General features: G+C 71.6%; 14 protein-coding genes. 13 read left to right on the forward strand and 1 reads right to left on the reverse strand.

Annotated elements, in window-relative coordinates; genetic code table 11:
• Positions 1 to 35 precede the first annotated feature (35 nt).
• From ACWIHY_RS21305 to ACWIHY_RS21360, 12 genes are all read left to right on the forward strand, one after another.
• Positions 36 to 827, forward strand: coding sequence for an aldose epimerase family protein (locus tag ACWIHY_RS21305; RefSeq protein WP_454377232.1), 792 nt, complete (start codon positions 36 to 38; stop codon positions 825 to 827).
• 9 nt (positions 828 to 836) lie between these two features.
• Positions 837 to 1,376 (forward strand): orotate phosphoribosyltransferase, encoded by a 540-nt coding sequence (gene pyrE, locus ACWIHY_RS21310; RefSeq protein WP_454377233.1) that lies wholly within the window; start codon positions 837 to 839, stop codon positions 1,374 to 1,376.
• A 198-nt stretch (positions 1,377 to 1,574) separates the two neighbouring features.
• Positions 1,575 to 2,597 carry a class II fructose-bisphosphate aldolase gene (fbaA, locus tag ACWIHY_RS21315; protein WP_454377234.1) on the forward strand — a complete coding sequence of 341 codons (1,023 nt, stop codon included), beginning with the start codon at positions 1,575 to 1,577 and terminating at the stop codon, positions 2,595 to 2,597.
• Positions 2,598 to 2,930: 333 nt separating this feature from the next.
• Complete coding sequence (locus ACWIHY_RS21320; RefSeq protein WP_454377235.1) at positions 2,931 to 4,400, forward strand: MFS transporter; 1,470 nt, start codon at positions 2,931 to 2,933, stop codon at positions 4,398 to 4,400.
• Between the two features lie 83 nt (positions 4,401 to 4,483).
• Entirely contained in the window at positions 4,484 to 4,897 is a 414-nt protein-coding gene (locus ACWIHY_RS21325; protein ID WP_454377236.1) for a DUF3151 domain-containing protein, read from the forward strand.
• A 150-nt stretch (positions 4,898 to 5,047) separates the two neighbouring features.
• Positions 5,048 to 5,890, forward strand: coding sequence for a tryptophan 2,3-dioxygenase family protein (locus tag ACWIHY_RS21330; protein ID WP_454377237.1), 843 nt, complete (start codon positions 5,048 to 5,050; stop codon positions 5,888 to 5,890).
• Positions 5,883 to 7,130, forward strand: a complete 1,248-nt coding sequence (gene kynU / locus ACWIHY_RS21335; protein ID WP_454377238.1) for a kynureninase — start codon at positions 5,883 to 5,885, stop codon at positions 7,128 to 7,130. The genes ACWIHY_RS21330 and kynU overlap by 8 nt, the downstream gene beginning before the upstream one ends.
• 115 nt (positions 7,131 to 7,245) lie before the next feature.
• Complete coding sequence (locus ACWIHY_RS21340) at positions 7,246 to 8,118, forward strand: alpha/beta hydrolase (RefSeq protein ID WP_454377239.1); 873 nt, start codon at positions 7,246 to 7,248, stop codon at positions 8,116 to 8,118.
• Positions 8,119 to 8,191: 73 nt separating this feature from the next.
• A complete protein-coding gene (locus tag ACWIHY_RS21345) occupies positions 8,192 to 9,019 on the forward strand; it encodes an SDR family oxidoreductase (protein ID WP_454377240.1) in 828 nt (275 codons plus the stop codon).
• Between the two features lie 88 nt (positions 9,020 to 9,107).
• Positions 9,108 to 10,427 carry a sensor histidine kinase gene (locus ACWIHY_RS21350; protein ID WP_454377241.1) on the forward strand — a complete coding sequence of 440 codons (1,320 nt, stop codon included), beginning with the start codon at positions 9,108 to 9,110 and terminating at the stop codon, positions 10,425 to 10,427.
• The gene (locus tag ACWIHY_RS21355) at positions 10,424 to 11,083 is read left to right on the forward strand and encodes a response regulator (protein ID WP_454377242.1); all 660 of its coding nucleotides are present in this window, start codon (positions 10,424 to 10,426) and stop codon (positions 11,081 to 11,083) included. Before ACWIHY_RS21350 ends, ACWIHY_RS21355 begins: the two co-directional genes overlap by 4 nt.
• 26 nt (positions 11,084 to 11,109) lie before the next feature.
• On the forward strand, positions 11,110 to 12,318 hold the full coding sequence (locus ACWIHY_RS21360; protein WP_454377243.1) for a cytochrome P450: 1,209 nt from the start codon (positions 11,110 to 11,112) through the stop codon (positions 12,316 to 12,318).
• Positions 12,319 to 12,384: 66 nt separating this feature from the next.
• Here the strand turns inward: ACWIHY_RS21360 and ACWIHY_RS21365 are convergent, their stop codons facing one another.
• On the reverse strand, positions 12,385 to 13,203 hold the full coding sequence (locus ACWIHY_RS21365) for a diacylglycerol kinase (protein WP_454377244.1): 819 nt from the start codon (positions 13,201 to 13,203) through the stop codon (positions 12,385 to 12,387).
• Positions 13,204 to 13,368: 165 nt separating this feature from the next.
• On the opposite strand from ACWIHY_RS21365, the gene ACWIHY_RS21370 reads away from it, so the two are divergent.
• Positions 13,369 to 14,652: an adenylosuccinate synthase gene (locus tag ACWIHY_RS21370; protein ID WP_454377245.1), complete on the forward strand. Its 1,284-nt coding sequence runs from the start codon at positions 13,369 to 13,371 to the stop codon at positions 14,650 to 14,652.
• The last annotated feature ends 33 nt before the right edge of the window (positions 14,653 to 14,685 follow it).

The raw sequence follows: 14,685 nt of genomic DNA on the forward strand, positions 1-14,685 counted from the left end.
CCCGTTTACCGGCCGGCAGACCATAGGCTCGGAGTGTGAGCACCCAAGAGACGCTTCTGGCGGCGGGCGACGCCGAGCTGACCATCGCCCAGGACAACGGCTGCCGCATCACCGGCCTCCGCATCGCCGGCACCGAACTGCTGCGCCAGGGGGAGAGGTACGGCTGCTTTCCGATGGTGCCGTGGTGCGGCCGCCTGAACCACGGCAGGTTCCTCAACGGCGCGACCATGCACCAGCTGCCGCTCAACTCCCCGCCGCACGCGATCCACGGCACGGGCCGCGACGCGGCCTGGCACAGGGCGCGGGCTGAGAAGAGCGAGGCCGCGTTCACGTACGACCTGGCCGACCCGTGGCCGTACGAGGGCAGAGTCACCCAGGCGTTCGGGCTGACCGAGGACTCCCTCACCCTGACGATGGGGATCGAGACGTACGGCGACTCCTTCCCGGCGCAGGCCGGCTGGCATCCCTGGTTCCTCCGCAACCTCGGTGGCGGGGAGGACGTGCGGATCGACTTCGGCCCGGCCTGGCAGGAGGAGCGCGGTGACGACAAGCTCCCCACCGGGCGGCGGATCGCTCCCCGCCCCGCCCCCTGGGACGACTGCTTCGGGATGCCGGACGGTGTGGACGTCACGCTCACCTGGCCGGGGCAGCTGGAGCTGAAGGTGGCCAGCCGCGCCGAATGGGTCGTCGTGTACGACGAGCAGGCCGAAGCGGTGTGTGTGGAGCCGCAGTCGGGGCCGCCGAACGGGCTCAACACGATGCCCCGGTTCGTGACGCCCATCGAACCGCTGGAGATCGAGACCATCTGGACCTGGCGGCGGCTTTAAGCTCATGGCATGACTGACGTACGTGGTGAGCTGCTCCAGCAGATCAAGGACAAGGCCGTGGTGCACGGCAAGGTGACCCTGTCTTCGGGGATCGAGGCCGACTGGTACATCGACCTGCGCCGGATCACGCTGGACGGCGAGGCCGCGCCGATGGTCGGCCAGGTGATGCTCGACGCCACCACCGAGCTGGACTACGACTGCGTGGGCGGTCTGACGCTGGGCGCCGACCCGGTGGCCACCTCGATGCTGCACGCCTCCGCCGCGCGCGGGCAGCGGCTCGACGCGTTCGTCGTACGCAAGGCGGGCAAGGCGCACGGCATGCAGCGCCGCATCGAGGGCACCGACGTCAAGGGCCGCCGCTGCCTGGTCGTCGAGGACGTCTCGACCACCGGCGGTTCGCCGCTGACCGCCGTCGAGGCGGTCCGCGAGGCGGGCGGCGAGGTCGTCGGTGTCGCGGTGATCGTGGAGCGCGGGGCGGCTCCGAAGATCGCGGAGGCCGGTCTTCCGTACATCAATGCCTACTCGCTGGGTGAGCTCGGGCTCGCGTAGTCGCAGGAGTAGGCCGGTTGACCTGCGCTTCTCGTCAAGGGCGGACTGTTTCACGTGAAACAGTCCGCCCTTCGCACATGTCGGGGCAGTGCGCAGGGTGGAGCCGCGGCGAGAGTCTGGAAAGATAGGGGCGACGATGACGTCGCCCCCAGGTCAGGGCCCAGCACCACACACCCGCACGTCATAAGGAGCGGACAGATGCCCATCGCAACCCCCGAGGTCTACAACGAGATGCTCGACCGGGCGAAGGCAGGCAAGTTCGCCTACCCGGCCATCAACGTGACCTCGACCCAGACCTTGCACGCGGCGCTGCGCGGTTTCGCGGAGGCCGAGAGCGACGGCATCATCCAGATCTCCACCGGCGGCGCCGAGTTCCTCGGTGGCCAGTACTCCAAGGACATGGTGACCGGCGCCGTCGCGCTGGCCGAGTTCGCGCACATCGTCGCCGAGAAGTACCCGGTGACCGTCGCTCTGCACACGGACCACTGCCCCAAGGACAAGCTGGACACGTACGTACGTCCGCTGATCGACGTATCCGCCGAGCGCGTCGCAAAGGGTCTCAACCCGCTCTTCCAGTCGCACATGTGGGACGGCTCCGCCGAGACCCTCGCCGACAACCTGACCATCGCCCAGGAGCTGCTGGCCAAGGCCGCCGCCGCGAAGATCATCCTCGAGGTCGAGATCACCCCGACCGGCGGTGAGGAGGACGGCGTCACGCACGAGATCAACGACGAGCTCTACACCACCGTCGACGACGCGCTGCGCACCGCCGAGGCGCTCGGCCTGGGCGAGAAGGGCCGCTACCTGCTGGCCGCCTCCTTCGGCAACGTGCACGGCGTCTACAAGCCGGGCAACGTCGTGCTGCGCCCCGAACTGCTCAAGGACCTCCAGGCGGGTGTCGCCGAGAAGTACGGCAAGGTGTCCCCGTTCGACTTCGTCTTCCACGGCGGCTCGGGCTCCACGGCCGAGGAGATCGCCACCGCGCTGGAGAACGGTGTCGTGAAGATGAACCTCGACACCGACACCCAGTACGCCTTCACCCGCCCGGTCGCGGACCACATGTTCCGCAACTACGACGGTGTGCTGAAGGTCGACGGCGAGGTCGGCTCGAAGAAGACGTACGACCCGCGCACCTGGGGCAAGCTGGCCGAGGCGTCGATGGCCAAGCGCGTCACCGAGGCGTGCGCGAACCTGCGCTCGACGGGCACCAAGATCAAGTAGCACCCGGCTCCAGCGGGCGCGGGCTTGAGCAGACGCGTCAGCGAGCGGATGGGCCCGGTACCGGATGCGATACCGGGCCCCACTCATGTCCGGAGCGGTCGGTGGACCGCTCGTCGCCGGGCCGCGGCGAGGGTGACCTTCTCCGCGAAGACCTTGGCCGGCCAGTCCCACTCGCGGCCCAGCTCGCCAATCTGCCGGCCACGTCGGGCCTCCCCCGGGCCCGGCCGGCCGGCCTGCCCCCGGGCCGGCCGGACCCGCCCCCCCGGGGGCCGCTCGACCAGCCGCGGGAGCGCTCGACTAGCCCGCCGGGGCGCGAGCCGGGAGGATTCCCGCATGGACATTCGGCCGCCGGACATCCGGCTGTCCTCGGCCCGGGGCCGGTGGGTGGTGCTCACCACCGTGCTCGGGTCCGCCATGGCGATGGTGGACTCCACCGTCGTCAACGTCGCTCTGCCCCGCATCGGCGAGGACCTGGACGCCGATCTGGCGGCCCTCCAGTGGACCGTGAACGCCTACATGCTCACGCTCGCCGGGCTGATCCTGCTCGGCGGCGCGCTCGGGGACCGGTTCGGGCGGCGGAAGGTCTTCGTGACCGGCGTGGTGTGGTTCGCGGTGGCCTCGCTGCTGTGCGGCCTGGCGCCCAACGCGGGGATCCTCATCGCCGCACGCGCCCTCCAGGGCGTCGGCGGGGCTCTTCTCACGCCCGGCTCCCTCGCGCTCATCCAGGCCTCCTTCCACCCCGACGACCGGGCACGGGCGGTGGGCGTGTGGTCCGGGCTCGGCGGGGTGGGGGCGGCCGTCGGACCCTTCCTGGGCGGCTGGCTGGTGGACGGTCCGGGCTGGCGCTGGGTGTTCCTGCTGAATGTGCCGCTGGCCGCGCTCTGCGTCCCGGTCGCGCTCAAGCACGTACCGGAGTCGCGGGACCCGCAGGCGCACGGCCGCTTCGATGTGCTCGGCGCGCTGCTCGCCGCGCTGGCCCTGGGGCTCGTGACGTACGCCCTGATCGCGGCGCCCGACCAGGGCGCCTCGGCCGTGGTGGCTGGTTCCATGGTCGCCGGACTCGTGCTCGGGGCGGTCTTCCTGTACGTCGAGAAGCGGCGGCCCGATCCGATGATGCCGCTCACGCTCTTCGCCTCCCGGCAGTTCACGGCGGTCAACGCCGTGACGCTGTGCGTGTACGCCGCGTTCAGCGGCTTCTTCTTCCTCACCGCCCTCCAGCTCCAGGTCGTAGTCGGTTACTCCGCCCTCCAGGCCGGTACGGCGCTGCTCCCCACCACCGTCCTGATGCTCTTCCTGTCCTCGAAGTCCGGCGAACTGGCCCAGCACATCGGCCCGCGCATCCCGCTCACCGTCGGCCCGCTGCTCTGTGCGGGCGGGACGCTGCTGATGCTGCGGGTGGGTGAGGGATCGTCGTACGCGGCCGACGTGCTGCCCGCGATGCTGGTGATGGGCTCGGGCATGGTGACCCTGGTCGCGCCGCTCACCGCGACGGTGCTGGCGTCCGTGGCCACCGAGAGGGCGGGGCTGGCCAGCGGTATCAACAACGCGGCGGCGCGGGCGGCCGGCCTGATCGCGGTGGCGGCGCTGCCGCTGCTGGCCGGGATGGGGCCGGAGGCGTACCGGTCGGCGGCGGAGTTCGGGGAGACGTTCCGGAGGGCGATGCCGATGTGCGCGGGCCTGCTGGTGCTCGGGGCTTTCATCGCCTGGCTGACGGTGCGGACGCCGGGGCCGGAGTGCGGGGTGCCGGAGTGCAAGGTGCACTGCGGGGTGACGGCGCCGCCGCTGGAGCGTTCGACGGGCTAGGACCGGGGGGACATCCCGCGCGGCGGCCCGCCCGCCGTACCCATCGGTGACGCCCCGGCCGCGAGAGGGGGCAGACTGGGCTCATGGCCATTCACAAAGACCTGCTCGGGGGACCGCCCCCGACCCACCTGCCCGACGACCCGGAGCCGCGCGAGCTGCTCGCGAACGGCGCGGCGCCGACCGACGTCGCCGCGAAGTACCCCGTTTCCTCGCTCGCCTGGGCCCAGCTCGCCGACGAGGCGTTCGAGAACGGCCGGGTGATCGAGTCCTACGCGTACGCCCGCACCGGCTACCACCGGGGTCTCGACGCGCTGCGCCGCGCCGGCTGGAAGGGCCACGGCCCCGTGCCGTGGGAGCACGAGCCGAACCGCGGCTTCCTGCGCGCGCTGCACGCGCTCGCCCGCGCCGCGCAGTCGATCGGTGAGCAGGAGGAGTACGAGCGCTGCTCGACCTTCCTGCGGGACTCGTCCCCGGCGGCGGCCGACACCCTCGGCTGAGCGGGGCGGCAGCAGCGGAGGCCCGTGCCGGGAGGCACGGGCCTCCCGCGTTCCGCGGCCACCTCTTATGATGCCGGGAAGGGACCGGGGCTCCGTAGCCACAAGGAAGGGGCGGACCGCTACCTGGAAGTTCGTGTCGAGGAGACAGAAATGTCGCAATACCCCGATGCCCCGGGTACAGGTTCGGACACCCCGAACCTGGATTTCGCGGGCACCACTCCCTACGAGGACTACGTCCAGGCGGACGTGCTCACCCATCTCCAGCACACCCTCTCCGACGATCCCGGAGAGATGGTCTTCCTGGTGACGACCCAGGTCATGGAGCTGTGGTTCACCGTCATCGTCCACGAGTGGGAAACCGCGGCGAAGGCGCTCGGCGAGGACAACCTGCCGGTCGCCACGGACGCGCTCAAGCGCTCCCTGCGCGAGCTGGAGGCCCTCAACGCCTCCTGGCGACCGCTCGCCCACCTCACCCCCGCCCAGTTCAACTCGTACCGCAGCGCACTCGGCGAGGGCTCCGGATTCCAGTCCGCGATGTACCGGCGGATGGAGTTCCTGCTCGGCGACAAGTCCGCCTCGATGCTCGTCCCGCACCGCGGCGCCCCGCGCGTGCACGCCGAGCTGGAGAAGGCACTGCACGAGCCGAGCCTGTACGACGAGACGCTGCGGCTGCTCGCACGGCGCGGCCTGCCGGTGCCCGCCTCCGTACTGGACCGTGACCTGTCGCAGAAGTACGAGCCCTCCGCCGAGGTCGAGGCGGTCTGGACGGAGCTGTACCAGGGCGACCAGAACTCCGACCTGGTGCGCCTCGGTGAGCTGCTGACCGACGTCGGCGAGCTGGTGTGGCGCTGGCGCAACGACCACCTCGTCGCCACCCGGCGCGCCATGGGCTCCAAGGTCGGCACCGGCGGCTCCGCCGGTGTGGCCTGGCTGGAGAAGCGGGCCGGCAAGAACGTCTTCCCCGAGCTGTGGACGGCGCGCAGCCATGTCTGATGCCCTGAACGATCTTCAGCGGCGGGCCGCCGTCCTCGACTCCGCGGACCCGCTCGCCAAGCGCCGCGAGCTGTTCGCGCTCGACGACGCCGGCAGCGGCACGTACACCGTCTACCTGGACGGCAACTCGCTCGGCGCACTGCCCCGCCACGTCCCGGAGCGGATGGCCGACGTCATCACCCGCCAGTGGGGCGAGCTGCGCATCCGCTCCTGGGACGAGAGCGGCTGGTGGACCGCCCCCGAGCGGATCGGTGACCGGATCGCGCCGCTCGTCGGCGCGGCCGCCGGTCAGGTCGTGGTGGGCGACTCGACCAGTGTCAACGTGTTCAAGGCAGTGGTGGGCGCCGCGCGGCTGGCGCCGGAGTCCCGGGACGAGATCCTCGTCGATGCCTCGACCTTCCCCACGGACGGTTACATCGCCGAGTCCGCGGCCCGCATGACGGGCCGCCGCATCGTCCCCCTCGCCCCGGCCGACCTGCCGGCCGCCCTCGGGCCGCGCACCGCCGCGGTCCTCGTCAACCACGTCGACTACCGCACCGGGCGCCTCCACGACCTGCCCGGACTCACCGCCGCCGCGCACGAGGCCGGTGCTCTGGCCGTCTGGGACCTGTGCCACAGCGCGGGCGCGCTGCCGGTCGGGCTCGACACGCACGGCGTGGACTTCGCCGTCGGCTGTACGTACAAGTACCTGAACGGCGGACCCGGTTCGCCCGCCTACCTGTACGTCGCCGAGCGCCACCAGGCCGCCTTCGACTCCCCGCTGCCGGGCTGGAACTCGCACACCGACCCGTTCGGGATGACGCCCGGCTACGCCCCGGCGGACGGCGCGGTGCGCGGCAGGGTCGGCACCCCCGACATCCTGTCGATGCTGGCGCTGGAGGCCGCGCTCGACGTGTGGGAGGGCGTCGCCGTCGAGGACGTACGCGAGAAGTCGCTCGCCCTGACGGACTTCTTCCTGGAATGTGTGGACGCGTACGTGCCCCCGGGGCGGGTCACCTCAGTGACTCCGGCCGCGCACGGGGAACGCGGCAGCCAGGTCTCGCTGCGGTGCGAGGACGGCGGAGCGGGCGACGTCATGCGGGAGCTGATCGCACGCGGTGTGGTGGGCGACTTCCGCCGCCCCGACGTGCTGCGTTTCGGCTTCACCCCGCTGTACGTCGGCTTCGCGGACGCGGAGCGGGCGGCGCGTGTGCTGGGTGAAGTCCTGGCCGGGACCCGACCGGTACCCACCGGGACCTGAGCGGGCCCTCCGCCAGGTCCCCGGCGCGGGACCTGGCGGAGTCGCGTGCCCGGGGGCTGGTAGCGTCCCGACAGCTAGATCAAATGGCGGTACGTACCGAAGGGTTGGTCCCCGTATGCCGGACCCCTCAGCCGAACGGGACGCTGTCGAGGCGGAGTCGGCCTTCTCTCACCCGGCCGTCGCCCCCGACGCCACCGCGGCGTACGGCGAACACCCCGACCAGGTGATCGACTTCTACGCGCCGCGCGACGGCCGGGACCGGGCCCCGCTGGTCGTCGTGCTGCACGGCGGCGCCTGGCGGGCCCGGTACGACCGGCAGCACATCTCGCCGTTCGCGGACTTCCTGGCCCGCCGTGGCTTCGCCGTCGCCAGCGTCGAGTACCGCCGGGGCGGCGAACTCCCCCGGCAGCGCGGAGCGGAGCCGGTCGCGGGGCGCTGGCCGGAGACGTTCGACGACGTGGCCGCGGCGATGGACCTCCTGCCCGGTCTCGTACGGGAGGCCCTGCCCTGCGCCGACGTGCGGCGCATCGTCCTCACGGGCCACTCCGCCGGCGGCCACCTCGCGCTGTGGGCGGCCGCCCGCCACGTACTGACCCCCGATGCGCCGTGGCACCTGCCGAAGGCGCCCGCGCTGCGCGGTGTCGTCGCGCTGGCACCGATCGCGGAGTTCGCCGTCGCGGAGGAACTGGGGGTGTGCGACGGCGCGACCGCCCAGCTGCTCGGCGGCAAGGAGCACTTCGACGAGCGCCGACCGTACGCCGATCCGTCGGCGCTGCTGCCGACCGGTATCGCCACCGTCGTCGTGCAGGGCCGCACCGACATCGTCGTACCGCAAGCGGTCGCGGAGGCCTACACCGAAGCGGCGGCGAAGGCGGGCGAGCCGGTCTGGCTGACGCTGCTGGAAGACGTCGGGCACTTCCCGCTGATCGACCCGGCGGCGGACGCCTGCGCGGTCGTCGCGGAGGAGATCGAGCAGCTCGCGTACTGAGTCTCCGTCGCGGACAGAACCTGTCCGCAAGGGTTCCTACGGTGGTGGAACAAGCCGACCGGAGGAGCCCGTAATGACGATTCTCGTGACCGGAGCGACAGGGACCGTGGGCCGCCGGGTGGTGGCCGAGCTGGTCCGCAGGGGCGAGCGGGTGAGGGCGCTGACCCGGGACCCGGCGAAGGCGGGCCTCCCGGCCGGTGTCGAGACCGTACGCGGTGACCTGACCGACCCGACGACGCTGATCCCCGCGCTCGAAGGCGTCACCGGCCTGCACCTGATCACATTCGGGGGCGAGTACTTCGCGCCGCTGACCACCGGTCCCGAGATCGTCGCACTGGCGGCGAAGGCCGGCGTGCGGCGCATCACGGTCCTCAACGGGGGCGGCCCGAGCGGCGTCCAGGACGCGGTGGAGGCGGGGGGCGTCGACTGGACGCTGGTGATGCCGGTCGAGTTCATGGCGAACGCGCTGGAGTGGGCGGACGGGGTCCGTACCGGGGACACGGTGGCGGAGCCGTTCGTCGACCGTCTCAGCGCGATGGTCCACGAGGCGGACATCGGCGCGGTCGCGGCGGTCGCGCTCACCGAGGACGGGCATGCGGGCCGTACGTACACGCTCACCGGCCCCGAGGCGCTGACCGTCCGCGACAAGGTGCGGATCCTCGCGGCGGCGCGCGGCCGCGAGATCGGCCTGACCGAGCTGACCGCGGCGCAGGCGACCGAGCGGTGGCAGCGGTCGGGGATGGACCAGGGGACCATCGGCTTCCTGCTGGACGTGTACGGGAACACCCCGGAGGTGGGCCGGACCGTGGTGGACACCGTGGAGCGGGTCACGGGCAGCCCGGCGCGCACCTTCGCCGCGTGGGCGGCGGAGCACGCGGACGCGTTCCGGGCGCGGGCCTGAGGAGGGGCGCGTAGTACCTGGGACGGACGCGGGAGGATCCCCATCGTGGCTGACGACCGCGGCCGTCCCCTCGCCTACCTTCTTGTACGTGACCGAGAAGACCCGCAGTCCCGAGTTCCACCTGGCCATGGGCGCGCTCAGCGGCCTGCGCCAGGACCTCTTCCACGACGCCTTCGCGTACCGGCCGCTGCCGCCGATGCGCACGGACGGGGCGCTCACCCGGCGGCTGCCGGAGCGGCTGCGGAAGTACGCCGCCTGGACCCCGCACACCGTGGTCGTGGGGCTGGCCATGTTCGTGATGATGCTCTCCGCCGTCGTCGCCGACAGCGGCGGGGGCAGCCTCAGCGCCGCCCTGGCCGGCTTCATACCGGCCGCGGCCCTGGTGATGACGCTGGTCAGGCCGGCCGGGGCCTGGTGGGTCTCGCTGCTGTCCACACCCGTTGTGGGCGTCCTCGGTCACTCCTGGGACGGCTGGCCGTGGACGCCTTCCTCCTTCGTGGCGCACATCGGCGTGATGGTGGTCGTCGCGGCCCGGACCCGGCCGCGCACCGCCGCCTGGATGTGGGCGTGCACGGCGGCGTACTGCGTCTTCGCCGAGACCTTCCTGGGGCGCGGCTACGGCACGGACAGCCCGCAGATGCTCTTCTTCTCCGCGTTCGCGCTGCTCACCACCGCGCTGGTGAGCGTCCGCCGCGAGGCGCAGCGCGAGGTCACCGTCCAGCGGACGGTCACCGCCGTCGAGCGCGACCGGCGCACGTTGCTGGAGGAGCGGACGACGATCGCCCGCGAGCTGCACGACGTCGTCGCGCACCACATGTCGGTGGTCGCGATCCAGGCGGAGGCGGCCCCGTACCGGGTCGAGAACCCGCCGCCCGAGCTGGAGCAGGCCTTCGTGACGATCCGCGAGAACGCGGTGGCGGCGCTGACCGAGCTGCGGCGCGTCCTGGGCGTCGTACGGGCGGAGGACTACGCGGCACCGGACGCCCCGCAGCCGACCCTGGCGGACCTGGACGGGCTGATCGCGAACGTCAGGGACGCGGGCCTGACGGTGGACAGCACGGTGACCGGCTCCGTACGCGAACTCCCCCAGGGCGTGGAGCTCTCGGCGTACCGGATCATCCAGGAGGCACTGAGCAACACACTGCGCCACGCGCCGGGTTCGACGGCGAAAGTGGAGGTCTCGTACGTGCTCGGGGGCCTCGGCCTGCGGATCGTGAACACCGCGCCACAGGGCCTGGTCAAGCCGTCGCCCGGGGCCGGGCACGGAATCACGGGGATGCGGGAGCGGGTGTCGATGCTGAACGGAGAGATGACGGCGGAGGCGGTGGAGGGCGGCGGCTACGAGGTGGCGGCGTTCATCCCGGTGGCACCGGCCGCGCCCGTGGCGACGCCGGAGTCGGCCTCATGACCATCCGCGTACTGATCGTCGACGACCAGATCATGGTCAGAGAGGGCTTCTCGGTCCTCCTGAACGCGATGCCGGACATCGAGGTCGTCGGCGAGGCGGTGAACGGGCGCGAGGCGATCGCGCAGGTCGCGGCGCTGCGGCCGGACGTCGTACTGATGGACATCCGCATGCCGGAGCTGAACGGAATCGACGCGACCCGCGAGATCGTCGCCGCCGACGCGGACGCGAAGGTGCTGGTCCTGACGACGTTCGACCTGGACGAGTACGTCTATCAGGCGCTGCGGGCCGGCGCGTCGGGCTTCCTCCTCAAGGACGCCTCGGCGCGGCAACTGGCCGACGGGGTACGGGTGGTGGCGGCCGGCGAGGCGCTGCTGGCCCCGGCGGTCACCAAACGCCTGATCTCGGAGTTCTCGAAGCTCTCGGAGGCCCCGCGCCCGCCCGCGCTGGCCCAGGTCGGCGACCTGACGGAGCGCGAGACGGAGGTGCTGGTGCTGATCGCCCAGGGGCTGTCGAACGCGGAGATCGCCGCGCACCTGGTGGTGGCCGAGTCCACGATCAAGACGCACGTGAGCCGGGTCCTGGTGAAGCTGGGCCTGCGGGACCGGACACAGGCGGCGGTCTTCGCCTACGAGGCGCGGCTGGTGACTCCGGGGTAGAGAGGCACGTCCGCTAGCGTCTGACCATGGCAGAGACGTTCGATCCCTGGTCGCCCACCTTCGTCGCCGACCCGTACCCCGCCTACGCCGAGCTGCGCGCCCGTGGCCGCGCCCATTGGTACGAGCCGACGCGGCAGTGGCTGATCCCTCACCATGCCGACGTCTCCGCGCTGCTGCGCGACCGCCGCCTCGGCCGTACGTACCTTCATCGCTTCACGCACGAGGAGTTCGGCCGTACACCGCCGCCTCCCGGCCACGAGCCGTTCCACGTCCTCAACGACAGCGGCATGCTGGACCTCGAGGCCCCGGACCACACCCGCATCCGGCGGCTGGTCTCCAGGGCGTTCACGCCCCGTACGGTCGAACAGCTCGCGCCCACCGTGCGGCGGCTGGCGGCGGAACTGGTCGGGGCGTTCGTCGACGCCGGCGGCGGGGACCTGCTGTCGGCGGTCGCGGAGCCGCTGCCGGTCGCCGTCATCGCGGAGATGCTCGGCATCCCGGCAGCGGACCGCGGGCTGCTGCGCCCCTGGTCGGCGGACATCTGCGGGATGTACGAGCTGAACCCGCCGGAGGAGACGGCGCGGCGCGCGGTCCGGGCGTCGGCCGAATTCTCGGCGTACCTGCGGGAGTTGATCGCCGTACGTCGCGAGAGTCCCGGCCAGGACCTGATCTCGGGCCTGATCGCCGCGCACGACGAGGGCGGCGACCGGCTGAGTGAGCAGGAGATGATCTCCACCTGCGTGCTGCTGCTGAACGCGGGGCACGAGGCGACGGTGAACACGACGGCCAACGGCTGGTGGACGCTGCTGCGCCACCCGGAGCAGCTGGCTGCGTTGCGCGCGGACCATGGGCTTGTCCCTTCCGCCGTCGAGGAGTTGCTGCGCTACGACACCCCGCTGCAGCTCTTCGAGCGGTGGGTGCTGGACGACATCGAGGTCGGCGGGACGGTGATCCGGCGCGGATCGGAGGTGGCGCTGCTGTTCGGTTCGGCGAACCGGGACCCGGCGGCTTTCGACCGCCCCGAGGAGCTGGACCTGACCCGGTCCGACAACCCGCACGTCTCGCTGGGGGCGGGCATCCACTACTGCCTGGGAGCACCGCTGGCCCGCCTGGAACTGGCGGCGTCTTTCGGCGAGTTGCTGCTCCGGGGACCGGAGATGCGGCTGGTGGACGCCCCCGAGTGGAAGCCGGGGTATGTGATCCGGGGACTGCGCGAACTCCGCGTGGAGTTCTGACCGGCCCAGCCCCACTCCTCGAGGCAGCACCCCGGCCGGTCCGGCGCCAGGGGCCCCCGGCCGGCCTCACGCCGGCAGCGTCAGCGACCACGCTCCCGGGCGCACCGTCCACGTACGCCGGCGGACCGGTCCCGCCACCAGCGTGTCCGCCCGGTACCGGAAGTCCGGTCCCGACACCGTCACGGCGAGCGCCTCCACCCGTACCTGCTCACCGCCCTGCGGGCGGATCACCACCTCGGCGCGTCCGGCGCGCGAGCACACCGACACGTCCTCCACCGGCCGGTCGAGGTCGTTGAGCAGGACTCCGTCCGCCTCGACGCGCAGCTTGTACGTGCGCACCGGTGACGGCGGCGCGGACTGCGGCGCGGGCCGCACCAGCGTGCGCACCAGCGAACGGCACGTCCCCCAGACGGACGCGGCGGCGGCCGCGGGCGACGGGGCGGCCGGAATCCGCAGGTCGCCCAGCACCACCCCGTCGCTGTCGTCCACCAGCAGGTCCAGCCGCCGCACGGCGCCGTCCAGGACCGCGCGGGCCGCGGCCACCGCCCCTATCGGCACGCCGAGAGCCTGCGCGATGTCCACGGAGGCACCTACCGGGATCAGCGAGAGCGCCCCCGCGCCGAGCTCCCTCTCCCGGTGCAGCAGGGCCACCGCGCGCAGCAGCGCCCGGTCGTCGCCGACGACCACGGGGCGGCGACTGCCCCGGCGGGCCAGGGCCCGCGCGAACTCTTCCGGCCCCTCGGGGAGGCAGATTCTGACGTTGGCGCCGGCGCACAGGACGTCCTTGGCGATACGTACGGACTCGCCGTCCGTACGCCGGGCGACCGGGTCGATGACCACCAGCAGCGGATGCGCGGTGTTCGCGGCGGGCTCTGGAGCCGACACCTCGGTCCTTCCTCGGGTAGCATCTTTGTGCAAGAGCCCCTTGCGCTATTGCGCCAGGGGCTTCGTCTATTCCGGGGCAACCGGTCCGACGGCTCAGTATCGGGTGTACGCCGTGCGTACGCCCCCTGACCTTGGACATGCCCCGCCCGGAAGGGGTGTACGCCTGTGCCCGCACTTGTGCTGCTCGGTGCTCAGTGGGGTGACGAAGGCAAGGGAAAGGCCACCGACCTGCTCGGTGGATCCGTTGACTATGTAGTGCGTTATCAGGGCGGCAACAACGCCGGCCACACGGTTGTCGTCGGCGACCAGAAGTACGCGCTGCATCTTCTCCCTTCCGGAATCCTCACGCCAGAGTGCACGCCGGTCATCGGTAACGGCGTCGTCATCGACCCGTCGGTCCTGCTCTCCGAGCTGAGCGGTCTGAACGAGCGAGGCGTCGACACGTCCAAGCTCCTGATCAGCGGCAACGCCCACGTCATCACGACGTACAACGTCACGGTCGACAAGGTGACGGAACGCTTCCTCGGCAAGCGCAAGATCGGCACCACGGGCCGCGGTATCGGCCCGACGTACGCGGACAAGATCAACCGCACCGGCATCCGCGTGCAGGACCTCTACGACGAGTCGATCCTGACCCAAAAGGTCGAGGCGGCTCTGGAGATCAAGAACCAGCTGCTCACGAAGCTGTACAACCGCCGCGCGATCGAGGCCGGCCAGATCGTCGAAGAGCTGCTGACGCACGGCGAGAACATCAAGCAGTACGTCGCCGACACGACGCTGATCCTGAACAACGCGCTCGACGAGGACAAGGTCGTCCTGTTCGAGGGCGGCCAGGGCACGCTGCTCGACGTCGATCACGGCACGTACCCCTTCGTGACCTCGTCGAACCCGACCGCCGGCGGTGCCTGCACGGGTACCGGCGTGGGCCCGACGAAGATCAGCCGAGTCATCGGCATCCTCAAGGCGTACACCACCCGCGTCGGCGCTGGTCCGTTCCCGACCGAGCTGTTCGACGAGGACGGCGAGGCGCTGCGCCGCATCGGCGGCGAGCGCGGCGTCACCACCGGCCGCGACCGGCGCTGCGGCTGGTTCGACGCTCCGATCGCGCGGTACGCGACGCGGGTCAACGGTCTGACGGACTTCTTCCTCACGAAGCTGGACGTGCTGACCGGCTGGGAGCAGATCCCGGTGTGCGTGGCGTACGAGATCGACGGAAAGCGCGTCGAGGAGCTCCCGTACAGCCAGACCGACTTCCACCACGCGAAGCCGGTGTACGAGAACCTCCCCGGCTGGTCCGAGGACATCAGCAAGGCCAAGACCTTCGACGACCTTCCCAAGAACGCCAAGGCGTACGTGAAGGCTCTGGAGGAGATGTCGGGCGCGCCGATCTCGGCGATCGGTGTCGGTCCCGGCCGCACCGAGACGATCGAGATCAACTCGTTCATCTAGGCATGCGGGCCGCGGAACGCGGTACGGCTCGGG

This window comes from Streptomyces sp. NPDC055287, from assembly GCF_053646035.1.